A 25,744-nucleotide genomic window follows, 5' to 3' on the forward strand; every position below is an offset into this window, starting at 1 on the left:
GCGCTCTTCTGGACGGTCGCTGTCCGAGCCTCTTATGCCATTCGGCCCCGCGCATCCCCAACGGCAGCTTCCAAGGCGAAACCGACATTTCAGCAGTCATGTCGGCTGGCAGGGTCTCGGCTGTTTCACCCGTTCTTCACCGCATCAAGGTCTCTCATTGCCCACAAGCACGATTTTCCCAGCCACGCCTTTCTCGCCGAGCAACTCGTGTGCAAGTCTTGCCTCGACAAGAGGAAGTTTCCGGGCAATTAGCGGCTTGATCTTTTTCTGTTGAAGAAGGTCCAACAGGGCAATCAAGTCCTGTCGAAACAATGCCGGTTTCAGCCGCTTGAGCCACTGGATGCTGTAGGGGACCACCCGCTTCCGGCCCGGGAGAAGCCAGCTGCCAGCAATGTACAAACCGAAAATTGCGAGTCGCTGAAAGCGATTACGGCGACCTGGACGACCTGATGCTAAGCGCCCCCCACGTAGCGAGGCAGTAAGGCCATAGGCTACTACCCTCCCGCCAAGACGGAGAGCGTCGCGGGAACGCCAGATGTGGGTACCGCCGATGCCGTCGAAGACCACGTCCACGCCCTTACCCGTGAGGCGACGAATCTCACTGACGAAATCGAGCTTTTGGTAATCAATTGGAATACCGCCCAAGCCCGAAACTGCGATCGCATCTTGCGATGAACAGGTACCGTACATCTCCAGCCCTACGAGGCTTCCAAGCTGCATTAGTGCTGAGCCGACCCCGCCTGCCGCACCGTGAATCAACACGCGCTGGCCCGGCTTGACTATGGCGCAGCGATGCAACATCTGGTACGCGGTGACGTAGTTCAGTACAAGGCTGACAGCCTCGGCCGCGTCCAACCCTGAGGGCACAGGAACCAGTTCACGCTGGGCTAGACAGACGAACTCAGCGTACGCGCCGTTGATCGGCAGGGCTGCAACGAGCTGACCTGGTTCAACCCCAGATACGTCACAGCCGAGCTTATCCACTAAGCCAACGAGATCCCACCCCGGCGTGAACGGGAGCGGCGGCGTTTCCGGATGAAAGCCCTCACGCATCATCAGGTCTGGCTGACCCACGCCTGCTGCCAGCACCCTCACCCGTACTTCGCCGGCCTTGGGTTCGGGGCGCTCTTCCTCCACCACCTGTAGTGCATCAGGTCCGCCGTAATGTGTGACTATGATGCGCGTGTGCTTCATGGCGTCTGAGAATACTGCCTCCTACCAAAACAACGTCGAAGATTGCCGGCCTCTATGTCGTGATTAACTCGGTTAGCAAGAGCCTTGAGCCTGCCCCAGCGGTATCCTTGTGTGCCGCCTGCACATTCCGCCGATGGGATCAATGCAGAAGTATCACTGCGCCGGCTTGTCGCTACGTGCCTTGAGGTTAGCCCGCAATGGCTCGCTCATTGGCATATTGAGGTTCACGCCGGTGGGTGGGATCGGCGATTCAAACCATTTCTTATAGAGTCGTGTAAATTCTCCCGATCTTATCAGTCGCGTTATGGTTCCATCCACCAGCTTCTTGAACTCCGCGTCGTCCTTACGAACCATACAGGCATACGGTTCCACCTGAAGCGTATCACCCACAATCACAAGCGAAGATGGGTTCCTCGAATTGGCGCGCAAGCCGAACAGCAGAACGTCATCCAAGACCAGTGCGGACGCACGCTCGCTTTCAACGAGCTGCAGGGCGTCTGCATAGTCTTTGCCGGAGACTATCTTGATATCGATTTTGTTATCGGCGCTGTACTTTCTCACTACCTTCTCGTTCGTGCTGCCAGCTGTGCTGGCTACCGTCTTCCTCCCTAGGTCAGGGTAGCCCTTGATGCCAGAATCGCGCTTGGTCAGCAGGCGAGTTCCTGCGTAGAAAAAATTGATCGAGAATGCCACCTCCTTGCCGCGTGCGCTGGTATTGGTGGTCGAGCCACACTCCAAATCGTAGGTACCATTGACAAGCAGAGGAATACGATTCTGCCCGGTCACCGGGATGTATTCAACTTTGAGGAGGGGCTTCTTCAGCCGACTACGCACATCGTCAATGATGGCTTCCGTCAGGTCGACGGAGAACCCTACGGCTTTATGCGGGCTGAGCACATAACTGAAGGGAACCGCCGCCTCGCGATAAGCGACCGTGATCCTATCTGTCGCAGCGACCTTTTCTAGCGTCTGGGCGTAGATATCTTCCGCAGTGACCGGTAGAGCAGAGGCGATCAGGGTAGCGGCGATGGTGGAAATCGTTTTCATTTTTATTCTCCATGGAAGCGTAGAACAACCCATGCGCCGACACCAACGTATGACTATACAATCGCGGCGGGCTACGGACTTCTGACCTAAATTTAGGCGCCATCTCGATAGCACGGTTGACCTAGGTCAACGGCGCGCGGATCAGGCCAAGATCTCGCTCCACCTGATTGCTCACTCCCTGATCTCCCTTGTGCCGCGACGGAAAGGTCGTCGAGGAAATATGCGAGGCGTTTAAACTACGAGCAATTGTCCAAAGGCTTATTTCTCAATGGCGCAGGCCGACACGTGTGGCTGCCGGCTGGAACCAAAGAAGGTGCGTTGACAAAGACGACGCGGTAATGGTTGGCGTTAGGCATTGCCGCCGCATTCTGCCTCTAGCGTCTTATTCGCCACTTTGATGTGAGGCGGTTCCTCGCCTACCCACTCGAGATCAACGAAACACCGAGTACAAGAGGTAATGGTTCGCGTGACAGACCTTGCCGCCGCGCGCCCCCCGACGGGCCGGAACGTTCCTGGCGTATTGCTGGCGTCGCGCCGCCCGGTAGCTTGCCTTGCGCCAGCACGACGAACCCTTGGCCCGGAAAATCCGTCGGGAAAAGGGTCTATTGTCTACTCGGACTACCGGAGCTCCCCATGCACATCTCGAGATCTGTGCCAAGCGATATGACATCATGGGCATACCGGCACTGCAGCCAGGTCCACTGGGGGTGTACGCGTTGCGGTAGCGCCTGTGTGTCGCGGCCATTCGTGAATGGATTAGCGAGCTCAGTGAGCAAGCCTCGTTTCTTGGCACGGAACAAATCAGCGAATTATCCAGAGAACTCGACGCCATACGGGTGGCCATCGCCTCGTCCATTGCCCAAGCCGCGCGCGGCCTTGCACCCGATCTGATGTGGGAGTTTGTCGCGCTGGCCGATACAGTCTACGAACGCACGACGGAAGAAGGGTGGGAAATCAGCGTTATCTTTGACGAGGCCTGCTCCGACCTTGTCAAGCTCAGCATCAGCCTCCACGCAGGTGTCGAGCCTGCAGTATTCGCCACGAAAGTTGTCGCGGCACTCAACCGCAATCGTCGATATGGAGAATACCGTGCGCTGATTCAGGCGATTGCATCAGCTGAGACGTGGGCACCAGCCTACGTTTCGCAACTGAAGGCGTTGCTCAAGAGCAAGCTCTGAATCTTCCCAAGATGAACGTCCTATCGATGCCTCCACTTCCTGGAACATTATTGGCGATTATGTCGCGCGACCGGCCCACGGTCTCCGCTGCAGTTTCGATCGCGCTAATCAAGCGGGGCAGGGCGTGCTTCGGTCTCAGCCCGGTCGTCTCTTGCCGAGCCTTCGCCGTCAATCAAGTCTTCGTGTCTGGTACGGCCGTCCCTAGTTGTTGAGCCGTCATTCGCTCACACCTGCAAGCTTGGTCGAGCGGACAGGACTCAAGCCTTCTCCCGATCTGCATCGGCCTGTTGAATCCGCAGCGCAATTCGGACGTACGCCGACTAACCATGAACGTTCGTATTGGGCCGGCAAGCGATTTCGGTCAGTCGCGAGCGGTGGACTCGTGTGCCCGTTCCTGTCGTACAGTTTCGAGCATGAAGCGACGCGATTTGGACCCGTAGGCGACCTTCAGTCTCCAACGGGCGAAAACTATCTTGGTCTGGCGCCCGACCCGATGATGAGTTCAAGCTCGGTCTTAAAGCCTTCACCGGCGTCGAACTGCTTTAGGCATTCATAAACATCGTTCCAGGCGCTCAATCTCGCCGCGACGTCGAGGTCCGCTATCACAGCCCGGTATGCCCCGGCGGCTTCCTGCATCAGTTGCAGAGCATCGAACGCGCTGGGCAAGACGAGCTGCGCTCGAACGTGCTGTGTTTTCACATCGCTAAGACCGCTGTCGTTCATCAGGCGTTCCAAGACGCCATCGCCTCCCAGTGCGAAGATTCCAGGTTGTCCGGGCGCGGGAGGGGACTTGCCCGCGTGGCGCAGAAGGATCGCCATCGGCTGGGCCATAAAGGGATTGTTGGCCGGCGTCGTGAAGACCAGTGCCGCGAAACGCGCGCCAGGCTTGAGTGCGCGTCGGACAGCTTCCAATGCCTCACTCGGTGACGGGAAAAGCATCAATCCCAATCGGCACATCGCCGCGTCGAACGGGGCGAGTGTCTCGTCCAATTCGTCTGCCGCGCATTCCAGCGTTTGGATATTCTGAAGACCGGCACGAGCGGCATTTCGGCGGACATGCTCCAGCATGGTGCCCGATATATCACTGGCGACCACTTCGCCGCCGGCACCCACTCGCATCGCTGCCTGGATGCTCTGGCTGCCGGCACCGCAGGCCAGATCGAGAACGCGCATGCCCGGCCGGATACCGGCCATATCGATGAGCGTGTCCGTGGCGCCCGAAAGATTGGTGGCGAACACGTGCTCCCACTTCGACCAGCCGGGTGCTGCCGACTCCCACGTATTGCGAAGATTGGATTTCACTCTGCTGTCGGCCATCTGGAGACTCCCTCAGGACCCGCGCCTATACGGGAGCATTGTATTGCGCATGCGATTCGTGTGGGCCCCGTCATGCAGCGCCCGTAAGTTGGCGGCCGCACGCACAACTAAGGTTGTGTCAATATTTCAACTAAAGTTGTAACCCCTCGCCAGGGTGGCTGAATCGCCATATTTAGCTCGTCGCAACCCGACGCGGACCTGACCGCATGATGGGTCGCGCGGGCCAAAAAGAGAAGGGCAGATCAGCGCCCGGCAACATCGGGCAGGGCGCGCGCCCGCTGGTAGCAGGGCCACCTCGGTCAGGTCATGAGCCTCCTGCCAGAACCCTTCCTGCAGCTGGTAGCCCGCCGCCGGCCACGGCGGGATCGGCTCGGGCGTCACCGCGCGCGCCGAGCTCGGAAACGGTAACGCGACCTGAGCGATCCGCTGATAGTACATCGCACAGCGCCGCAGGCCCGCGATCGCCGCGCCCGGCGTCACGGCGGCTACCTGCAGCGGTGCGTCATCCCAGCGCGCGACAAAGCGAGCATCGGACGCGCGATAGAACCAGCACCACGGACGCCCGTCGTGCAGGGCCAGCACGCGGCGACGCCGCACATCGCAATCGGCCGGCGCGATCGCCTCGCTCACCTACCAACCGGTCGCTACCGACCAGGTCGGGCACGCGCCCCGGCTGGCCGCCCACATCGTGTCCCGGCGCGCCTGTCGGCGGGCGGCGTTTGCCACCTGCCGCATCGCCCTGTTCGCATGCGCGGACGCCGTCCAGTCTGCAGGGATCGGCGCCGCGAAGCCGAGCCCGCGGGGTGTGATGCGCGCCAGCCAGGCGCTGTCACGCCACGATGTGCTGGGCGCCGCGTCTGCCCACGTGGCGACGCCCGAGCATACGGCCGCGGTCGCGCGCGCTTGCGCATCGCGCATCTGACAATCGGCTTGCACGGGTTCAGCAAGCTGACCCGCGTCCCTGCCGGCGGCGAGCGATCAGGCCAACGCCGTTGTTCAATGCCTGGTTCGGCCGCACGTCCCCACAGCATGTCGATGAACGCCTGCCGCGCGCGGGGGACTGCCGCCGATCCACGCGCCGATCGCGAACGGATCGCACGAGGCGATGAACCGGGCCATCCATCTCACGCCGCCGGGCGCCAGGTGTCGTCGCACGTGGCGGGCGAGCGCCCGATACACCGTTGTCGCGGGCGTCGGCTGCCAATACGACGGTTTCCCCTGCTCGCGTTTGGCCGGCGGTGGTGGCGCATGGGCGTTGTCAAGTTGGCGAAGCGGTCGGGGTAAGATGAGGCGAAGAAATCGCTCTATCATGGCCACCGGTTTCCGGACGGCGATCATCAGCTGCGCGGTGCGCTGGTATTTTCGCTTCAACCTGAGTCTGCGCGACATCGAGGAGTTGCTGTTCGAGGGCGGTGTCGTCGTGACCTACGAAACCATTCGCCGTTGGTGCGAAAAGTTCGGCGCCGGCTTCGCGCATCGCGCCAAGGTCGCACGGCGCAAGCCAGGCAGCACTTGGCATCTGGACGAGATGTTCGTGAAGCTGCGCGGTGGGCCCTACGTCCTATGGCGAGCGGTCGACGAACATGGCGCCGAACTCGACATCCTGCTGCAGAAGCGGCGCGACAAGGCTGCCGCTAAACGTTTCTTCCTGCGCGTGCTGTGCTCTTGCCCGGCGCCGCGCAAGATTGTCACCGATCAGCTGCGCAGCTACCCGGCGGCGAAAGCCGACATCCCGGAGTTGGCCTGCGTCAAGCACGTGTTCGTGAAGGCGACCGCCCGCGTGAACAATCGGGCCGAGAACAGCCACCAGCCCACCCGTGAACGCCAAAGGCGTACGCGTGGCTTTCGCGACCTGAAGCGCACGCAGGCCTTCCTGTCGAGCTTCGGTCCGATTCGGCAGCACTTCGCGCTGAAGCGGCATCTGCTGCACGCGTCGCTCTATCGCAAACACCTCGCTGCGAGATTCGTCGCGTGGTACGAGTTCACCGAAGTGGGCCAGAAGCCGTCAACGGCCCCCTGAGCAAGTATTGCTGCCTGCCAATGACTTGTCTCGCTGTCGACAAGTTGACAGAGCCAACAGCTATGATACGTATCTGAACAATATTGGAGAGCTAGGCCTGGTCGACAAGGCATGCTGCGATGCAATCGTCGGCGGCTGTCAGGATCTGATTGCCGCGTGTGATCCGAGCCTTGGATTCATGACGATTGAGGGAACTGGCGGACTTTCGAGCCAGCCATGATTCAACTTGGTCGTAGGCCCATAGGGACGGTCCCCTGGCAGGCGCAGCAGAAGCGACGGTCCCCTGCCGTCCTGGCGCACGCGTAGGCTGCGGGATTCGATCGCCTCTGCGGAGCTAACCACCACACGATAATTGCCCGGCGGCAGCCGAAGGTAGAGCAGCGGCCCCTCACTCAGTACCAGCAGCAAGATCTCGCGGCGCGCGTCGAACAACGTCACCGTGACGTCCGACAAGCTGCTGCCATCCGCTTCGTTCACGAAGTGCATATGGACATTGAAGCGCCCGGCCATGCTGCGCATGGCCGCCACTTGGTCTACCCCGATCCCGCCGGAAACGTAGTCGATCCCGTTCATATGATGGATCGCCGGCGCCTCTGGTACCGCGAGCGGTACCGCCGAATCGGCACCAGTGGGCATGGCAGCGAACACGCCCGGGCAAAGCAGACAGGTGGCCAACGCAATCGCACGCATGGGGATCTCCTGCAAGAAGCTGATAGGCGATAGGCGACGCCTGCGCCGGTGATGTCATCCAGAGTAGGCGTGCACGCGAGCGCGATCTTGGGCTACATCAAGCCCGGCCACATCCGTCAACGCTGCGCTCCCGATGGCGGCACGCCGGCGTGCTTGCGGCACATCAACACCGGGTACGCGCATGCGTCTATGCTGTAACAGCCAACTAATGACCACTCTGACACAGCGGCCGTCGCTGGCTGGCCAATCTTGGCCAGCCGCCCGGGAGCGCCTCCCTTGCAATGGCCTCAGCGGCAGCTTGATCTCACGCAGGAAGAACTTCCGCCAGCCGGGCGGAACGGAGTCCGGCAGCTTTCCCTTGAGCTGGACCGGGGCAAGTGGCGGGGAGACATCGACACCGCGGCGCCCGCCAGCAGCTTACCCCTCGTCCATCCTTGCCTTGATGCACGGATCGCCGCCACGAACGGCTGGGAAATATCGACGCGGAAACCTACGATGAGGAAATCGGCGCCTTCCTGGTCAAGTATGGGTTTCCTGAGTTTGACTCGATTGAGCATATTGAGGGCGACGGCTCCAGGCCTTCCGTCTTACTGACGTTTGATTCGGTGGACGAGGAAGCCCTTCAGAAGCAAAGGAGCGGATTTGGAAAGGTCATAAGCGCAGCGCGTTGGTGATGCGGGAGCGCTTCCATTAGCAACAGTCCGCGCTGCGGACAGGCAGTCTCGCAGCAAGGGAACCCATATAGGGGAGAGCGGCATGAACACGAAGGCACTACTGGCCATGGCCATCCTGACGACGGCGACCGTATCGGCTTGGGCACAACCAGAAACGAAAGTGCGCGTCACCCAGGCACCAGGGCAGACAAGTCTCATAGGTACTGCTAAGGCAACCGCCACGATTCTCAAGATTGATACGCCAACGCGAACGGTCTCCCTGAAGACTGGTGACGGCAAGGTCGTGGACCTGCCAGTCGGCCAAGAAGCCAGGAATTTCGACCAACTGAAGGTTGGCGATGCTGTCACGGTTGAGTACAAGGAAGCCATGACCCTCAGTCTCAAGAAGGGCAGCGGACCCCTTTCTATGCATGAGCGCGAGATCTCGGACCGCGCCGCACCCGGCGCAAAGCCTGGTGGGACGATTGGCAGGGAAGTGACAGCCACGGCGGACGTCGTCGCGGTGAACGCCGCGGCCAAGACCGTGACCCTCAAGGGGCCAAAGGGACGTACCGTCGACCTCATGGTCGAAGACCCCGAGCGGCTCAAGACCATCAAGAAGGGCGACCGGGTTGAGGCGGTCTATACGGAAGCCGTAGCGGTGTCTGTGCAGCCCGCCGCCGCCAAGTAGTGGCACCCGAGGTGCAGCGCTTGCGGCCGTTCCGCTGACTACCAGATGCCATAGTGGTTCCACATGGTATGTGAACCTTGAAGCCTCGGGCCGCGGAAAGTGTTGCTCAGTAGGGTGACATCTGGGTGCACAACCGATTGCCGAGTGATCACCTGGCGCGCATCGGTTGTCGAAGTCATCGAATGTTCCACGATCGTCTCCAGTCAGGCGAAAGTGCCTGCAAGGGAGAATGCCAATGTCGAGCAGCCATATGGCAAGTCCGCGCCGGACAGGGGTTTCCAGTGAACACAGGATTTATCTCCGCGCGGGAGATAGTCGAGCCTTTTTGCCAACAGGCTCGAAAGCACTGTGCGCTACCTTGACATTGAGACAGATGACGCGCTTGAGATGGCCGAACAGACCGAAGTCTTAACTGTCGCTGCCGGAGAGTTGTCGCGCGCCGGCCGGCTTCGCGCTACAGGCGTTGGCTTATGCCGTAGCGCCGACGTTCAGGCGTTAGTGTCATCTGGCTACCGGACGTCTGTGAGGAAGGGCACAGACGGTGGCGAAATTTGGATCTAGCGTTCCACACCGTCGTCAATGTTGAAAGCGCGCATCGCGCGGCAAAACACCGGAGGGGATTTTGGCATTCCTACTGGATGGTGCCGGTTGGGCCGGCTGGCTGGTGTTTGCGGTCGGTTTGTTCGCAAGTATCATGATTGCTCTGGAGCTCGGCCGATTGGTGTGGCAATGGCATGTTGCCTCCGGTCGCGAACCGGAGACAACGGGCGTGAGCGCGGTCGCAAGCGCAATATTTGCACTGCTTGGGCTATTGATTGCCTTCACGTTTTCCGGGGCGGCGAGCCGCTTTGATATGCGGCGTACGCTGATCGTCCAGGAAGCCAACGACATCGGCACTGCTTACCTGCGTCTGGACCTGCTGCCGCAACAAGCACGTGGTGAGCTGCAGGAGATATTCAGGCAATATCTGGATGCCCGGCTTGACGCCTATCGAGCAGTCCCCGACCGCAAACGCGTCGATGCTGCCTTGGCTCGTTCGGACGTGCAGCGCGAGCGCCTCTGGACAAGATCCGTAGAGGAGTCCCAGCGAACTGCTAGTCCTGCGGCCACCATGCTTCTGTTGCCTGCGCTCAATGCAGCATTCGATACGGCAGCTACCCGGCTTGCCTCAACAAAGGAGCATCCGCCCAGCGTCATCTTCGGCATGCTCTTCGCGCTTTGCTGGGTTGGAGCGTTGTTCGCGGGCTATGGCATGGCCAGCCGCGGTCCTCGAAACTGGTTGCATGCGCTATTTTTCGTGGCCTCGCTGACGGTGACACTCTATGTCATCGTCGACTTGGAGTTTCCGCGGTTAGGCCTGATCCGCGTCGACACTTTCGACGAGGTGTTGCGGGAGGTCCGTAATGGAATGCGATGAACCAACAGGCGCGGCAGTCAGCTCCAAGAAAAAAGTTGAGTGAATCCTCTATGCGCTCGCGCGTCAAGGGACTGGCGATACACCAAGTAAGTGAGCAGCAGAAAACAAGAGGCCGCCGACCACCACAAAGGCTGCGGCGACGACGCGGCTTGTCTGGCTCACCCTATCGCGGCCATCGCTGTCCGGACGCCGATATCATCCCCACCGTACTGAGCCTGTTTGAAAAAGTCATGGGTGGTGGGCGACGCGGCGGCAAGTCCTTGGAAGCATGCGCCATGCCCCAACCTTAACGTACTAAATAGTGCAAGGCATTGATGATCTCACGCAGTTCATACGTTCTGCCTCGCACTGGGTGCGGCAATAGGCTTCCCGTTGCCGCCCAATCGCCGGGGTGTCGCGTCGTCTTGCGTGGCTGGCCCAGCCGTGATTTGGGCTGTCACCCGTCAAGGCGCGGTGTATAGAAACCGGGATCGCACGAAACTTACGCCAGATCAATCGGGCGCCCATGGCAGTTCCTATAGTGAAGATGCCCCAGTACGGATGTGATGTACGCACACGCCCGGCCCGCGCGCACGCGCGCGCCGGCGATGCCGCGATGATCGTCGGCTACATGAGCTCCGGCCAGGCCTTTGATGACGCCATCGGCGAGTTTGCGACCGAATACAGTTCGCAGAACCGCAGCGACTACGCGCGTTCATCCGCGCAATCTGGGAGGGGCGGACCAAGGTGGAGACCGAGATCCAGGCTGGAGCGCGAAAGCGTGCCGCGATGCCATGGCCGGCGTAGTAATCCATCGGAGATTTACATGCTTCACGAAAGCACCCAGCCAGTTGCCGACGGCCCTCACCTCGCCGCGCCGGACTGGCTGCGTGCGTACCGCAAGGCGTGGCTTAAACCGGACGTCATTGCAGGGCTGACCGTCGCAGCCGTGGTAATTCCCAAGGCCCTGGCCTACGCAACGGTCGCAGGGCTGCCCATCCAGGTCGGGCATGGCAATCTGGGCGCGCTGCTGACGGCTACGGCCACGCTCACGCTGCTGGTGGGCGTCATTCTCGTGCTCGCCTCCCTGCTGCGTCTCGGCTTTGTCGGCAACTTCATTTCCGACCCCGTCCTGACTGGATTCAAGGCAGGGATCGCCATCGTGATCGTGGTGGACCAGTTGCCCAAGTTGTTGGCCATTCACTTTACCAAGGGATCATTCGGCCACAACCTGCTGGCGATTGGGGCTGGCCTGCCTCACACGTCCCTCACGACGCTGTGCGTAGGTCTCCTTACGGTGGGCATGCAGGTGGCGATGGAACATTTTTGGCCGAAAGCACCGGCGCCGCTGATTGCCGTGGCTGCAGGGATAGCCGGCGTCTCACTGCTCGGCCAGGGGAGCCATGGCGTGGAAGTCGTTGGCCATGTCCCGACCGGCCTTCCGGCCCTGACCATGCCTGACCTTTCCATGGTCAGGGCACTCTGGCCGGCGGCCGTAGGCATCGCGCTGATGAGCTTCACCGAAACGGTTGCGGCGGGTCGGGCTTTTGTCCAGAACGACGAGTCCATGCCCGCCGCGAATCGGGAATTGTTCGCCACTGGGTTGGCCAATCTGGGCGGCGCCTTCTTGGGGGCCATGCCGGGTGGCGGTGGCACGACACAGACGGCGGTCAACCGCCTCGGCGGTGCGCGTACACAGGTGGCGGCACTGGTCACGGCGGCGGCGACCCTGTGCACGATGCTGTTGCTTGCGCCGTATATCGGCAAGATGCCACATGCGACCCTGGCTGCGGTCGTGATCGTCTATTCGGTTGGCCTGATCAATCCTGCCGAGTTCCAGGCCATCCTCGCCGTGCGGCGCACGGAGTTTCTGTGGGCATTGACGGCGATGGTCGGTGTCGTGCTGCTCGGGACGCTGCAGGGCATCGTTGTGGCGATTGCGGTGTCCCTCCTGGCGCTGGCCCACCAGGTATCCAACCCGCCCTTGCATGTGCTCGGACGCAAGCAGGGCACCGGTCTGTTCGGGCCGGCTTCGCCGGAGCATCCTGATGACGAGCGATTTCCCGGTCTGCTGCTCCTGAGACCGGAGGGCCGTATCTTCTTCGCCAACGCGGAACGACTGGCCCACCAGATTGCATCCTTGGTCGCCGAAGCCAACCCGAGCGTTGTCGTGCTGGACCTTCGAGCCGTGTTCGACCTTGAGTACACGGCACTCAAGATGCTGACTGCGGCCGAGAAGAAATCGAGAGAGAACGGCAGGGAGCTGTGGCTGGTGGGCCTGACTCCGGGGGTGCTGGCCGTTGTGCAGCGATCGCCGTTGGGCGAGGCGCTGGGGCCGGAGCGGGTGTTTCCGCGGCTGGAGGACGCTGTCGCATGCTACCAGGCATGCAGGAAGCCGAAGGCGTAGCCATGAAGCTCAAGCGCCGCACCATCAGCACCATCGTGACCATCATCGCCGTGCTCATCCTGCTTGCCGCACTACCTTCAGCGGTGATGGACACCTTCGAAACCGGCCGCATCTATCTGTTCTCAAAGCAGTTCATCACGGAGCTGCCCCAGCGGTTCACCGGCCCCGGCCGCTTGAGATTCATCCTGCAGCCGGCCATCGCCATCCTGCTGGGCTGTCGTGCCGGCTGGGCCGATGCCCGGGCGGGTCGCCTTCCCTTCTTGTATGCCCTGATAACGGATGCCGCCAATCGAAAGGCGCTGCTTCGTGACTGGCTGTCGGCCGTCAGGGATCTGCTGGCCATGGGAGTCAGCTTGGACGCCGTGGCGCAACTGCTCATCTATAAGCAGGTGCATCCCGGCGCAGCAGTGGTTATCGGTCCCGTACTGATCTGCCTGCCATATGCCCTGGCACGGGCCTTGGCCAATCGGCTGACACGGCTTGCACTACAGCATCCCGTCAAGTAGCTGTCTCCGCACTGACATGCAGATCGCAGTCAAGGCGGCCATTGTTGAGGATCACTTCTATGTGGAATAGGAAATGCCGGTTGCCGGCAGTCGCAACCGTCCGCATAAGCGTGGCATTCAGGCCGCAGTTGGCAGCGCTGTAGTGGCATGAAAAACAACGATGTCCAAGTCGGCCAAGACGGTAATGTGTGCCAGTACACCGCCGACTGTGGCTGGCAGGGGCATATTATGTTTCCAGCGTCAAACGTCAAACGTCAAACGTCAAACGGCTCGGGGCCGGTACAGACCAGTAGCGAAGTAAGCGGCCGGCCGGGACAGCTGTCCGAGGCCCATTCGGCGGGCGATCAGTGCCTTGGCAAGGCCGTGCGGCAATGACAAAAGGGCGCGGCTTGATACGGGCGGCTTGATACGGCGGTTTTCGGGCGGTAGGAGGTCATTGTGAGAACAATTCTCAACTGGTGGTGCATACTCTGCCTGCTCCCGATCCTGCGGCCTGCACTTCGCGCATCAACGCGAGCACGCGACGAAACTCAGGGTCCGCCTCCCGCAGCGCGCCGCCAGCCATCGAGCGATTGCGCACGCCATTGAGCGACTCGACAGTCAGACCCAGGATAAAGTCCGCCGCATAACCTCCCTGGAGCATGAAGGAAGTGTTCTTTGGCTCAATTGGCGTGATGAGTCCTCGCGGTCAGCACAGCCGGTTGAACTGATCCAGATTCTCATACAAGCAAGGTTAGTCCCACATTGTCAGAGCATCTTGCCTCCAAGCGAGTTTTCTCCTGTCTGCGCGCTGCCGGACATGAAGGATCCGGCCACGAACTTGGAGAACCCGCTAACGGTGTAGATGCCGTGTATCCCCAACCAAATGAAGTTGCACTGCACTGCCAACATCAAGAGAAGCAAGTAGCGATAAGGCGCGTCCGACACTCGCAGCCATGCGGTGGCGACCGCGCCAGAGACAGCGATCGTGCGCCGCCGGCTGGTTTGACGGGGCGCCCTCCGAAACCAGCTGATGCCGTCCCAGCGCGGCCAACTTTCCCTGTCAATCAACCCATTGCAAGTCGAAGACGTGGTAGCCCCAGGGCGGCATGTCCAGGAAAAGGCCACGGGCGCGCAGGTCTTCGCCCGGTCGATCATAGACAGCCGGGCTGAGGCGGTCCTGGAGTCGTACGGTCCGCCCCCTCAGTTCGGCAAAGGGCGTACGCATGAAGCATTGGCTTTGCTGCGGCGAGTAGTTTACGGCCACGAACATCCACTCGTGAGGCGCCCGTACCCAGCGGAACGCGATGAAATTGTCCGACGTAGTGTTGTCGGCCCAGACCGGAACACATTCCAGTAATGACCAGTTTCCATCGCGAACCAGCGGTTGGCGCAACACGGCAAGCAGCCGGTCATAGAACTGCGCGAGCACTCCGTCCACCGCTTCCTCCGGGGCGCGGACCAGATGCGGCGAGATACGCGTGCGCCGGCCCGCGAACTGTCCCTGGTGGAAGAAGCGCAAGCCCGGCGAGAGGAAAGTCAGCACCGCGGCAGCCGCATGGACTTTGGGTGCAAAGGTCGAAGCCGCGCGCGGCTCGTCGTGATTCTCCAGAAAGCGCGCCAGCTTGTCCTGATAGGCCATGTCCGCGCCCAGATGCTCGCGCACGGGGCGGGCGCGCTGTTCGCGCAAGCGGTCGTACAAGCGCTTGTCATAGGCGTAGTCGAAGCCCTGCTGCTGCAGCGTCCATTCCATATCCCAGTAGACCTCAGCCATGAACAGGAAGCCGGGATGCTGGCGCCGCACTGACCCCGTCGCCTTCGGCCAGAACAGGTCGGGCCGGATGCCCCAAGTACGCTCGAACACCTCGGGCAATACCAGCATGGCCATGTCGCAGCGCACGCCGTCGCACTGGTCGGCGATGCGCTCCAGTTCGCCAATCATCGCTTGTTGCAAGTGCGGATTGCCGTAGTTGAGCTGCAGAGTGTCGGGCCAGCCGTCGAAATATGGGTCCCTGCCGTAGGCAAGCAGCAGCGGTCCGTTCTTCGTTGCCACGCGGCAATAGTTGCGGGGCGAACGCTCCAGATCCTCCTCGCTGCCATGGACGAAATAGTCCGGGTGCTCGTCGGCCCACGCGTGATCCGGGGCCATGTGGTTCGGCACGAAATCGAGCATCAGGCGCAGCCCGCGCTGTCGCGCGCGCGTGCGCAGGCGCGCCAGCGCTTCGTCGCCGCCGAGGTCGCGGTGCACGGAGTAACGCGTGATCGCAAAGCCGGAGCCGGCGATATCCGACTCGCACAGGTCGGGCAGCGTTTGCTCGAACTCATGCCGCCACGCCGCGCTGCTGCGCGAGATGCGCTGCGCGGCAGGCCCGGTCTGCCAAACGCTCAGCAACCAGAGCCAGTCGAAACCCATCTCCACCAGACGGTCCAGTTCGGCGTCGGTAATGTCATCCAGCGTGACTGCATGGCCGAGCGACAGCGACAACTCGGTCATCCTGACCCGGGTGTTGAGCTGGTAAAGTGCCGGATAGCGAGGTGTCAGCACAGTCGTCAATCCCCTCTTTGGAACCAAGGATACAGCGTCATCCCGCCCTCGATGAGAAGCGTCGTGCCGACAATGTAGTCGGTGAAATCCGACACTAGCCAGACCGCGGCACGGCCGATCTCCCCGCTCTCCCTGATGCGCTTGTACGGCACGAGCTTCATCAGTCCGGCATAGGCCTCTGGCGTAGACCATGCCGGAGCGTTCATCGCCGTTCGGATCGCGCCCCGCGCTATGGAAATGACACGGATGCGCTTCTTGGCGAGTTCCCGCGCCAGGCTCTTCATCAGCGGCATCAGCCCGTCCTTGGAGGCTGCGTAATTGAGGTGGCGAGTCCACGGAATCAGCTCGTGCACCGAACTTGGGAAGATGGTGTTGCCGGTCGCTACGGAAACGCCCGGGCGCACGCCGCGCCGGAGGAACTCACGAACGGCCTCGCGCGCGCGCAGAAGGGTGCCAGGAAGGTTGACGCTGATCACCGCGTCCATTGGGCCACGCTCATCTCGTGGAACGGCGCGTTGCGCCCCATGCCGTCAGTGCTGACGAGGATGTCGACGGTGCCAAACTCTTGCTCCGCCGCAGCGAACATGGCTTGCACTTGCGCCTCATCGGCTATTCGGCGGGTGCGGTGATCGCGCTCTGCCCGCCGCCGCGAATTCCTTCGTCCACCAGCTCGGTGTCCGCAGGGTTGGCCACGTCGGACTATCACGTTGGCGCCTGCCCGGCCGAGCGCGACAACGATGGCGGGGCCGATCCCGGAATTGGCGCCCGTCAACCGCGCTGTCTGGTCTTTTGGCAAGTCCAGAGATTTCAGCGTTGGGATCGCCGGCTGGGGCAGGTTTCTGTTGGCGTAGTAGCTCTCCATGGCGTACTTCTTCGTTCGGTTGCTGGGTAAGCGCGGCATCGTTGGCTCCGCAGGTTTCTTCGCCCTTCGCGGCTGATTGGCCTGGGTCGCCTAGGTGGCCTTCTCGGGATTGACAGGAATGCCTTGGGTTGTAGACTCCGGGCCCCTGTGCGCGGCTCTCAGCGCACGCAAGGTCGCCACCTGCGCGCCCGGCGTTAGCAGCAAGTCCTTCGATAGCATGGCATTCCCCTGAATGATGCGCGCGACGCAGCCGGTCCAGCCGGTCTGGTGGCTGGCGCCGATCCCGGCGCCGGTGTCGCCGTGGAAATACTCGTAGAACAGCACGAGGTCGCGCCAGTGCGGGTCGTCGCGGTACTTGTTCGCCGCGCCATACACTGGTCGGCGGCCATCGCTGTCGCGCAGGAAGATCCGGCTCAGGCGCTCGCCCAATTCCTGCGCCACTTCGAGCAGCGTCATCATCTGGCCAGACCCAGTCGGGCACTCGACCTTGAAGTCCTCGCCGAAATAGGCATACAGGCGTATCAGCGAGGTGTAGAGCAGGTAGTTGATCGGCATCCACACCGGCCCGCGCCAGTTGGAATTGCCGCCGAACATGCCAGTGTCGGAATCGCCCGGCACGTAGGCCACGCGATACTCCTGGCCCGCGTGGTGAAAGACGTAAGGGTGCTCGAGGTGGAAGCGCGACAGCGCGCGGATGCCATGCGGGCTAAAGAATTCCTCTTCATCCAGCATGCGCGCCAGAATGCGGCGCAGCTTCTGCTCGCCAACGATTGCCAGCATGCGCCGGTTGGCTACGCCGGGCTGCTGGGGCAGATGCATGTTGGCGGCGAGCTCGGGGTGGCGCCCCAGGAAAAGCCTGGCACGCTCGCGGAACTTCGGCAGCCTGGTGAGGAGATCTTCTTCGAACACCGCCACTGCGGCCAGTGGCAGCAGCCCGACGATGGAGCGTACCTTGAGGCGCGTGGCGCTACCGTCCGGGAAACGCAGCACATCGTAGAAGAAGCCATCCTCTTCATCCCACATTTCATCGTTCCGCTCGCCAACGCTGTCCAGAGCGCCGGCAATGAACACCGTGTGCTGGAAAAATTTCTCGACGAACTCCTCGTAGAGCGGCTCCTGCAACGCAAGCTCGACCGCGATGCGCAGCATCTGCTGGCTGAAGAACACCATCCACGCCGTACCGTCGGCCTGGTCCAGGTAACCGCCCGTGGGCAGTGGCGACGAGCGGTCGAACACGCCGATATTGTCGAGCCCGAGAAAGCCGCCCTCGAAGACATTGGCCCCCGTGCGGTCCTTGCGGTTGACCCACCAGGTGAAGTTGACCAGCAGTTTGGAGAAGGCGTACTTGAGGAATTCGATGTCGCCCCTGCCACCGTGACGCTCCTTGTCGAGGACGTAAAGCTGCATCGTCGCCCAGGCATGCACGGGCGGATTGACATCGCCGAAATTCCACTCGTAAGCGGGGAGTTGGCCGTTCGGATGCAGATAGTCATTGCGCAGCATCAGGTCGAGCTGTTGCTTGGCGAAGTCGGGGTCGACCATGCTCAGCGGAATCATGTGAAAGGCCAGGTCCCACGCGGCGTACCAGGGATACTCCCATTTGTCCGGCATCGAGATGATGTCGTCGTTGAACATGTGCGCCCATTCGCTGTTGCGTACCCGCCTGCGCTCCGGTTTCGGCAACCGGCCACCTGCGCCGTGCTCGTCGAGCCAGACGCCGAGGTCATAATAGAAGTACTGCTTGGTCCAGAGCATGCCGGCTAGCGCCTGGCGCATGACGCTCACCCGGTCTGGGTTGTCGCGAATTGCGAGCGGTGTCATCGACGCGTAGAAGGCATCGGCGTCCTCCAGCCTGGCGGCGAACAGGGCGTCGAAATCATGGAAGGGCGCGGACGCCGCACCCGGCGCCTGGGTCGTCAACCGTAAACGCACGACTTGCGACTCACCACCGCCGATGTTGAGGTGATAGTGGGGCGCTGCCTTGGTTCCCTGCTGCGCGGGGTTTACTGCCGCGGCATCGCCATGCACGATGAAGTCGTGGATGCCGTCCTTCGCGTAAGGCGACGCATTGCCCGTGCCGAACAGCCGGGTGTTGTTGGTCTCATTCTCGGTGAAGAGGAGCGGCACGTCGGGGTCGCAGTAAAGGTAATACTCGCCCAGCGATTCCAGAAACAACGGGTCGCTGTGACGGGCGCGGACCGCCGCTTGCCCGGAGAAATCGACGCGCTCGAGGATCGGTTTCGAACCGCCCCCCGGCTGCGACCACGTGTTGCGGAACCACAGGGTCGGCAACAGGTGCAGCGGCGCCGCGTCCGGACTGCGGTTGAAGACGCTGATTCGCACCAGCACGTCTTCAGGCGCCGCCTTGGCGTATTCGACAAAGACGTCAAAATACCGGTTGTCGTCAAACACGCCGGTGTCCAGCAACTCGTACTCGGCCTCATGCTTGCCGCGGCTGCGGTTGGTCTCGACGAGGTCAGTGTATGGATAGGCGGCCTGAGGGTACTTGTACAGATACTTCATGTACGAGTGCGTCGGCGTGGAGTCGAGATAGTAGTAGTACTCCTTCACGTCCTCGCCATGATTGCCTTCGCCGTTGGCCAGGCCGAAGGCGCGCTCCTTCAGGATCGGATCGCGCCCATTCCACAAGGCAAGCGCGAAGCACAATACCTGGTGGTCGTCGCTGATACCGGCGAGGCCGTCCTCGCCCCAGCGGTAGGCGCGCGAGCGGGCCTGGTCATGGGAGAAGTAGTTCCAGGCGTCGCCGTTGTCGCTGTAGTCCTCGCGCACCGTGCCCCATTGCCGCTCGCTGAGGTAGGGCCCCCATTTCTTCCAGGCCGCCCGGCCCGCCTGCGCCTCATCGAGCCGGTTCTTCTCTGCTTCATTGCTCATGGCGTGCTCTCCTTCTGGCCGGCGAAGCCGGGCAGCTGGATCGGAAGGGGGGACGGGCGTGAGCACGATACACGTGCAATCCAGTCAGGCATCAAGCCGGCTTCTGCGAAAGCTGCGTAGATACCTGCCTGGTCTGCGCCCAGTGCACCGCCACCTTGCAATACGAGAATCTCCTGTTCGAACTTTCCGCCATTCGCGATTGGCATTCGACATCTTCGCGTGGCTTGGAGTGGGCATGATCGTGGTGAGGAATCGGTACGTGCACACGTAAAAGAGCTTAGGCGCCGGGATCATCTTTGTACAAGGTTGACCGCCTGCTGAAAATTCAATGGAGCCACCACGACTCTCTGGCACCACAAAGCGCTCGTAATCCCGGCTTCTGGCTTCCTGACCTACGACCGTTCGCCCTGCTGTAGCCGCGCCATGTCGTGCTTGATCACGGCCATCCCCCAGCCGTCATCACCGGGTCAAGGGGCCGAACATCAGGATCCCATTGTTCGCGTCGACTGGCCCCAGCAGACGCCCTGGACATGACGATATCGTCATAGCCCAGGGTGACCAAGTCAGGTAGCTTGCTTCATGCGCCAATTGTTTGGGTAAGGCCTCGTCTGAGCGCATCGGACTTTGCGACTTCAGAACACCATCCCTAGAGGCTATGCGGCTCTTGATTGCATACGTGACGATTCAATGGCGAATACAACGAGCATGCCGCCCAGGATTGAGACATTCTTCAGAATGTGATTAAGTTGATTCAGGATATCTGCGGGATCGGCGCGCCAGAAGCCGTGGAAAATGATGGTCGTCGGCACCAGAAACAGTGCAAGAAGCAGCGCGCCCAACCGCGCGTTCCAGCCCGAGATAACGGTCAGTCCGCCACAAATTTCAATCACGATGGTTAGCACCAGCAGCAGATCCGGGCTCGGCAGTTCAGCGCTGGCAATCCACGCAGAGTAGGCCGCGAAGTTGCCAATCTTCAGGAGACCGGAAAATAAGAAAAGAGAGCCGAGAAGGGCGCGACCGACAGTGTACGTTCGTGAAACGAGGGTGGGCGCGAGCGACATAGTGGAAGTGACCATGATAATTCTCCAGAATCAAACAACGCCGGCAGGCGTTGCTTATCAGCCAAATAGTTGAACGGATCGGCGTCCCACAATGCTGCTGCCAGGAGCCAGTTGAAGGTTGCAGGGACCTCACCCTCGTGCTTCATATCAAACAATATTCCGAATCGTTCCCTGACGAATCGCAAAAGCCTCTGTCCGCCCTGCAGTGATTACGTCGCCCGGCGAGAGGGCTGATCCATGCGTTATCACAAGGGGGAATCACCTTGATCGAGAGTGGCGAGCGGCTCGAGATGATCCGTGCAGCGGCCCGTGACGGGCGAAGGATTGGGCGGCCGGTTGGTCGGGATTGGTGGGCCACCTTCATGGTGGCCGGCACCTCGATCCGCTTCAGGATGCGGACGTTCAGTGCTCCCTAAACGCCGGATCGACGCGAGCAGCATGTGGCTTCGCGCCGCCAGCAAAGTATCCTCGAACCTGAACATTGCCTCGGACAGCAGTTTCAACTCGACCTGGCTCTTGGCTTCGTCTGTCCTGCATGCATCAATCTCGATGTAGATGCGTTTGCCAAGATCACGCACGAGAACGGGATCGAGCTGCCCCTGAGAGGCTGCGTGACTCAGGTGAAACAGCAGGGTGATCAATCCGTTCGGAGTGGAACGGGCCGGCGACGCGATGCTCATTCTTGAACCCACCATTGCAGTCTCCACTTTCGGAAAGGCACCGACTATAGGATGCGAAAGATCCCGGAATTTTGGTTACATCATCAAAATGGTAGGCCATTGGTCCGCAATAAGGGGTGTCGGCTTTGCATGCCTTATGCCGCCACCGCACGCGCCGGCCTGGCAGCCGGTGTTCTTCCCCTTGAGGCCTGTTTATGTCGGAGTCGGGTACTGGGGCGTGTGTTTCCCTGCTTGTAGCCAGTATTGTTCCAGATCGATCAGGTTAAAGAGAAATGTGAGATCCATCGGTTCGTCTTCGGCCGTGATCCACTGCTCATGATCAGCCCCTTGATAGATCACCGTCAGGTAATAGCTGCCATGAGGGAGTTTGAGATAGGCTAGGGGACCGTCCGTGACCAGTCGTAGCAGACGTTTGCCCTTCTCGTTGGCCAGGATCAGCATGACGCCAGAAACGGGCCTGACTTCCGAAGGGTCCTGGAAGCTGAGCCGCACATTGAATTGGCCGGAGATAGCCTGCATTTGCCGCACGGCTTCGCTTCCGATGCCGCCCGAGACATACCGGACGCCAGAGGATTGGTGGATTTCCGGCGGCTTTGGATGCGCCGCGAGGGTCTGTGCGTGGAGAAGCGGCGCGGTAGCAAGAAGCAACGCAGCGGCAGCCGTACGCATAACCTTGCTAGCGTGCATGGCAAGTGATCGATGATGGCTTTCCTCGTTTCCAGACTGCAGCATCGCGGTCATGGCAATCCTCCTGCCTTGGCGGACAAGGCGCGCAATATAGCTCCGCCTGTTCTGAAGCGTAGGTCGTATGCGCATTGGCCCATTGATGCATCGCAAGCTTGATGCCGTATACATCCCTGCCGGCTCCTCATGGGTGCTGTTGCGCAGCAGGGGGGTACGGTCTTACTCTTGCTCCATTCGCGCCTCGATGCGTCCTTTGCGAATGGCGGCCAGGAACGCTCGATAGTCGCTCCGATTCTGAGAGCAGTACTCGGTCGCGAACTCGCAGATCGCGTCGTCGAAGGTTTGTCCTGACCCCATGTAACCAGCGATCATAGCGGCATCGCCGGAACGGGCATGCGCTCGGGCGAGGGCGTGTGCGCACATCCGGCCGTATTGCCTGAGCATGCCGGTATCCCAATCTTCGATGATCGCCGACAGTTTCATGTCACGCAACTGGCGTATATAGAAGTCGCGTCCGTTTTTTCCCCGGGTCCACCCCAGGAAGACGTCGCTAGCAGTCTGCATGAGACGCTGGCCAATGATGACGCGTTGGCCGTGATTGGAATGCAAGCTCTTTCCTGCGTAAGGTTCCAGGACAGAAGCACGGGCTTCCTTTACCTGCAGAAACAGGGGATCGTTATCCGCGGCAAGAAATAGGCCTACGCCGCACATCGTGCCAACGCTCCCGACACCGACCACCTTGATGGCCATGTCGAAGAAGTGGAATCGGTCAAAGAGCACTCGGGTATGCTCGGCAAGACTTTCCCGATACGAGGCAATGGCTTCGGCGTAGCCCGACGCAAGGCCGGGCGCCATTTCCTCGGTCGGGTGGAAGATCAGGGGTGGCTCATCCTTGATTCTGGGCTTTTCTCCTTCCGCAGACACCAGCTTTGGATACAGATGGTCGGGGACCGTCTTGCGCCTTTCGGCCTCAATTCGCTGTGCAAGCCGCTTGCGGGCCGCGGCAACGATGTCGGGATCACCGCTGCGGTCTTCATACTTCTGCAGGTCGATCCGGTCATACCAGACGTCTAGCGCGCGCATCCAACCGTAGTTGAACATCCGTTCGCGATACTCGCGCACAAGGTCAGTGACGACACGCGCGGCGTCGCTCTTCGGCAGCGCGAGATGCTCGGCAGCGATCGCCACGCTGGCGGCAAGACGCTTGAGGTCCCATTCGAAAGGGGCCGGAAGCGTCTCGTCGAGATCGTTGATATCGAAGATCACGTTGCGTTCTGGTGTAGCGAATCCGCCGAAATTCATCAGATGCGCATCTCCGCATGCCTGTACGCGGATCCCGCTGGCGGGCGTGGTGGCAAGATCGGCTGCCATCAAGGCAGCCCCACCGCGATAGAAGGCGAAGGCAGAAGCCGCCATACGTCCAAAGCGGATCGGTATCAGTTCGAGAATCCGTCCCGCATTGGATTCGTCCAGAAGTTTGACCGGATCGTGGCGATTTGCTGCCGGCGTCCAGCCGGACTGCGACACGCGGGGTACGGTGTCGCGCAATGCTCGACCTTTGGCTGCGCGCTCGTCGGCGCTGAGGTAGGACGAGTGGGCTTCGGATACGGCGGCCAGGTTTTTGATTTTTTCGGGCTTGTTCATGACATTCTCCTTCTGTCAGGCTGTCTCCGCCTGTACCGGACTCAGCGGGCCGCGCCACAGCCACCAATCCACGACTGCTGGTCTGGCCGTGCCGATGAGTCTATGCTAGGCCGCTGTTGGCGCCGCCGCGCCTCCTGGTGCGATAACCGATGCTTCGGGCGCCCGGAATCCGTCGATTACGTCCGCCACCGAGATGCGGCGCCCGAAGTAGCCAAGACGCTCTTCGAGCCCTTCAGCACGAAGGATGTCCCTCACTTCGGCGTGTGCTGCAACTAGGCGCAGAGGGATGCCGGCACCTTGGAGTTCTTCATGCAGCGCAGCCAACATGCGGGCCCCTGCCAGGTCAACGACGGGGGAAATCGAAAGATCACACACCACCAAACGGAGCGGCTCGGCGGTGCTGTGAATCTTCTGCCAAACTACCGTACGCACATGCTCGACGTTGAAGTAAAGCAGCGATGACTCAACACGGAAAATCAGGACATGCGGGACAAGTTCGTTGTCCGGATTCCTCTCGATATCGGAATACATTCGCGTCCCGGGAATGCGTCCCAGAAATGCTACATGCGGGTGGGCGGCGCGACGGATGATTAGTAGCATGGATACAAGCACCGCCACGACCACGCCTTTCAGGATGCCCAGCAGCAGGACTGCGGCAAACGCCACCATGGACACCAGGAATTCGAATCGGCTCACGCGCCATACGTGGCGTAGTTCGCGGATGTTGATTAGACCCTTGACCGCGACTAGTACGATAGCTGCCAGGACGACACTAGGTAGGTTGGCCAGCAGGCCGGTCAGGAACAGCAGGCACAGTCCGATCGTTCCCGAAGCAAATACCAGGGCAAGCGGCGTCTTAGCGCCAGCCTTGTCGTTGACCGACGATTGGGACAGGCCGCCGGCGACCGGATAGCCCTGAAAAAATCCCACAGCCAGATTTGCCGCGCCAAGGCCAAGCAGTTCCTGGCGTGGATCAATGTCGTAGCCGTGCAATTGAGCAAGAGCGCGTGCCGCTGACACGCTTTCCACATAGGACAACAACAGGCAGGCGAACGCCAGAGGAATCACTCCGTCCACATCGCGTGGCCGCAAGTCTGGCAGACGGAATTCCGGCAAGCCTTGCGGCAGGGCGCCGACGACCTTGAAGCCGAGTCCGCCGAGTGATGTCAGTGAAAGCAGCGCGATCGAAACTACCACGACGAACAGTGCTACCGGCCGGCCCGGAAGGAATTTTTCCCCGAGAAGCAGTACAGCGATCGCGCCCAGGCCGAATCCGAACACCGCGAGGTTCGTCTCCGGCACCTGCTGTGCAAGTACTGCAATCCGTTCGAAGAAAAATTCGCCGCCTCCCTTGACCCCGAATAGTTTTGGCAGCTGGGTAAGCGCGATGGTCAGGGCCGCACCGGCTTTGAAGCCGAGCAGTATCGTTTCGCTGATGAAATTGACCAGCGAACTCAGCCGTAGAAGCCACGCCAGGACGCACATGGCAGAGATCAGGAGAGCAGTCAGCGCCGCAATCGACGCCCACCTGCTGGGATCTCCATTGGCCATGCCCGCTACGGTGACGCCGACGAGCATCGAAATCGCAGAGGTTGGCCCGACTGCAAGTTGACGCGACGAGCCGAACAATGCATAGAACAACCCACCGGCCAAGTAGCAGTAAATTCCGTACTGCGGCGGCAATCCCGCAAGGGATGCATACGCCAGCGACACCGGGATACCATATGCGGCCAGCGTCACACCCGCGATGGCGTCATGCGCCAGCCATTGCGGTTGGTAACTCGGCAGCCATTGTGCGGGCGGGAACATGGTGCGCCAGACGCTGGAGACCGTGGTGGTGCTTCGTTTGTCCAACGCTGAAGAGTCTTTCATCACGGCACCCCCAAGCCTATGGGTCAGAAAATGGCACGAGCATATCGTCACATCCGTTTGTGCCGCCTGCCTCCAACGCCACTCTCACCTGATATCCATACGGACGGGAACGGGACTGCGTTCGCCCGCGAAGGGCGAAACCCACTGAGCGGCAAGTTAAGGCTAGGAGCGCTGCAAGAATCGAAGTTGATCCACATCAGTCATCCGTACTCTCGGGGCTTTGCGGGCAGTTCATCTGATTTCTGGCCGTGGGCAAACGCAGCCTATTCCGCGACCTATGCTGAATGTGCAGCCAAGGGGCCGTCGCATCGAGCCAATTCGCCCAGTCTTCACTCCTGCCGTCAAGTCTGGTTCCCATGGTTGAAGGACGGCCGCGCCCGGCGATGGCTCGGCCAGACGCGCAAGAATTTGGTGCCTGCCATGCAC

General features: G+C 61.0%; 18 protein-coding genes and 3 pseudogenes. 7 read left to right on the forward strand and 14 right to left on the reverse strand.

What is annotated here, in order from left to right; translation table 11 throughout:
- Positions 1-144: 144 nt before the first annotated feature.
- Positions 145-1,194, reverse strand: a complete 1,050-nt coding sequence (locus AC1Q7H_RS19525) for a medium chain dehydrogenase/reductase family protein (RefSeq protein ID WP_492381573.1) — start codon at positions 1,192-1,194, stop codon at positions 145-147.
- A 153-nt stretch (positions 1,195-1,347) separates the two neighbouring features.
- Positions 1,348-2,241 carry a transporter substrate-binding domain-containing protein gene (locus AC1Q7H_RS19530; protein WP_492381574.1) on the reverse strand — a complete coding sequence of 298 codons (894 nt, stop codon included), beginning with the start codon at positions 2,239-2,241 and terminating at the stop codon, positions 1,348-1,350.
- Positions 2,242-2,996: 755 nt separating this feature from the next.
- Here AC1Q7H_RS19530 and AC1Q7H_RS19535 point away from each other — a divergent pair.
- A complete protein-coding gene (locus AC1Q7H_RS19535) occupies positions 2,997-3,419 on the forward strand; it encodes a DUF6880 family protein (protein ID WP_492381619.1) in 423 nt (140 codons plus the stop codon).
- Positions 3,420-3,887: 468 nt separating this feature from the next.
- On the opposite strand, the gene AC1Q7H_RS19540 is transcribed toward AC1Q7H_RS19535, so the two are convergent.
- A complete protein-coding gene (locus AC1Q7H_RS19540; protein WP_492378727.1) occupies positions 3,888-4,736 on the reverse strand; it encodes a class I SAM-dependent methyltransferase in 849 nt (282 codons plus the stop codon).
- Between the two features lie 126 nt (positions 4,737-4,862).
- Positions 4,863-5,366, reverse strand: a complete 504-nt coding sequence (locus tag AC1Q7H_RS19545; protein WP_492378726.1) for a hypothetical protein — start codon at positions 5,364-5,366, stop codon at positions 4,863-4,865.
- A 666-nt stretch (positions 5,367-6,032) separates the two neighbouring features.
- On the opposite strand from AC1Q7H_RS19545, the pseudogene AC1Q7H_RS19550 reads away from it, so the two are divergent.
- A pseudogene (locus AC1Q7H_RS19550) lies at positions 6,033-6,756 on the forward strand (IS6 family transposase); the annotation flags it as partial.
- A gap of 138 nt (positions 6,757-6,894) precedes the next feature.
- Here AC1Q7H_RS19550 and AC1Q7H_RS19555 read toward each other — a convergent pair.
- Positions 6,895-7,446 (reverse strand): hypothetical protein, encoded by a 552-nt coding sequence (locus AC1Q7H_RS19555; protein ID WP_492378725.1) that lies wholly within the window; start codon positions 7,444-7,446, stop codon positions 6,895-6,897.
- 756 nt (positions 7,447-8,202) lie between these two features.
- On the opposite strand from AC1Q7H_RS19555, the gene AC1Q7H_RS19560 reads away from it, so the two are divergent.
- The 5 genes and pseudogenes from AC1Q7H_RS19560 to AC1Q7H_RS19580 all read left to right on the forward strand — a co-directional run bounded on the left by AC1Q7H_RS19560 (position 8,203) and on the right by AC1Q7H_RS19580 (position 13,099).
- Positions 8,203-8,790, forward strand: coding sequence for a DUF1344 domain-containing protein (locus AC1Q7H_RS19560; protein WP_211982939.1), 588 nt, complete (start codon positions 8,203-8,205; stop codon positions 8,788-8,790).
- 333 nt (positions 8,791-9,123) lie between these two features.
- Positions 9,124-9,198, forward strand: a pseudogene (locus AC1Q7H_RS19565) (integrase); the annotation flags it as partial.
- Positions 9,199-9,412: 214 nt separating this feature from the next.
- A complete protein-coding gene (locus AC1Q7H_RS19570) occupies positions 9,413-10,207 on the forward strand; it encodes a bestrophin-like domain (RefSeq protein WP_249221412.1) in 795 nt (264 codons plus the stop codon).
- A gap of 526 nt (positions 10,208-10,733) precedes the next feature.
- Positions 10,734-12,593: a SulP family inorganic anion transporter gene (locus AC1Q7H_RS19575; protein WP_492381620.1), complete on the forward strand. Its 1,860-nt coding sequence runs from the start codon at positions 10,734-10,736 to the stop codon at positions 12,591-12,593.
- Positions 12,572-13,099: a hypothetical protein gene (locus tag AC1Q7H_RS19580; protein ID WP_492378722.1), complete on the forward strand. Its 528-nt coding sequence runs from the start codon at positions 12,572-12,574 to the stop codon at positions 13,097-13,099. The genes AC1Q7H_RS19575 and AC1Q7H_RS19580 overlap by 22 nt, the downstream gene beginning before the upstream one ends.
- A gap of 451 nt (positions 13,100-13,550) precedes the next feature.
- Here AC1Q7H_RS19580 and AC1Q7H_RS19585 read toward each other — a convergent pair whose 3' ends face one another.
- The 9 genes and pseudogenes from AC1Q7H_RS19585 to AC1Q7H_RS19625 all read right to left on the reverse strand — a co-directional run bounded on the left by AC1Q7H_RS19585 (position 13,551) and on the right by AC1Q7H_RS19625 (position 25,318).
- Positions 13,551-13,742, reverse strand: a complete 192-nt coding sequence (locus AC1Q7H_RS19585; protein ID WP_249221413.1) for a hypothetical protein — start codon at positions 13,740-13,742, stop codon at positions 13,551-13,553.
- 399 nt (positions 13,743-14,141) lie between these two features.
- The gene (locus AC1Q7H_RS19590; RefSeq protein WP_492381621.1) at positions 14,142-15,623 is read right to left on the reverse strand and encodes an alpha-amylase family glycosyl hydrolase; all 1,482 of its coding nucleotides are present in this window, start codon (positions 15,621-15,623) and stop codon (positions 14,142-14,144) included.
- A gap of 5 nt (positions 15,624-15,628) precedes the next feature.
- A pseudogene (locus AC1Q7H_RS19595) lies at positions 15,629-16,524 on the reverse strand (SDR family oxidoreductase).
- A gap of 51 nt (positions 16,525-16,575) precedes the next feature.
- On the reverse strand, positions 16,576-19,377 hold the full coding sequence (locus tag AC1Q7H_RS19600; protein WP_492381622.1) for an MGH1-like glycoside hydrolase domain-containing protein: 2,802 nt from the start codon (positions 19,375-19,377) through the stop codon (positions 16,576-16,578).
- A 653-nt stretch (positions 19,378-20,030) separates the two neighbouring features.
- Positions 20,031-20,453 (reverse strand): DoxX family protein, encoded by a 423-nt coding sequence (locus tag AC1Q7H_RS19605; RefSeq protein ID WP_492381575.1) that lies wholly within the window; start codon positions 20,451-20,453, stop codon positions 20,031-20,033.
- 230 nt (positions 20,454-20,683) lie between these two features.
- The gene (locus AC1Q7H_RS19610) at positions 20,684-21,118 is read right to left on the reverse strand and encodes a hypothetical protein (protein ID WP_249221414.1); all 435 of its coding nucleotides are present in this window, start codon (positions 21,116-21,118) and stop codon (positions 20,684-20,686) included.
- 192 nt (positions 21,119-21,310) lie between these two features.
- Positions 21,311-21,859, reverse strand: coding sequence for a hypothetical protein (locus tag AC1Q7H_RS19615; RefSeq protein WP_492381576.1), 549 nt, complete (start codon positions 21,857-21,859; stop codon positions 21,311-21,313).
- Positions 21,860-22,021: 162 nt separating this feature from the next.
- Positions 22,022-23,446 (reverse strand): DUF2252 domain-containing protein, encoded by a 1,425-nt coding sequence (locus AC1Q7H_RS19620; RefSeq protein WP_492381577.1) that lies wholly within the window; start codon positions 23,444-23,446, stop codon positions 22,022-22,024.
- 105 nt (positions 23,447-23,551) lie between these two features.
- A complete protein-coding gene (locus tag AC1Q7H_RS19625; protein ID WP_492381578.1) occupies positions 23,552-25,318 on the reverse strand; it encodes a SulP family inorganic anion transporter in 1,767 nt (588 codons plus the stop codon).
- Positions 25,319-25,744 lie beyond the last annotated feature (426 nt).

The sequence above is a fragment of the Cupriavidus sp. GW823-FHT06D04 genome, assembly GCF_058795055.1.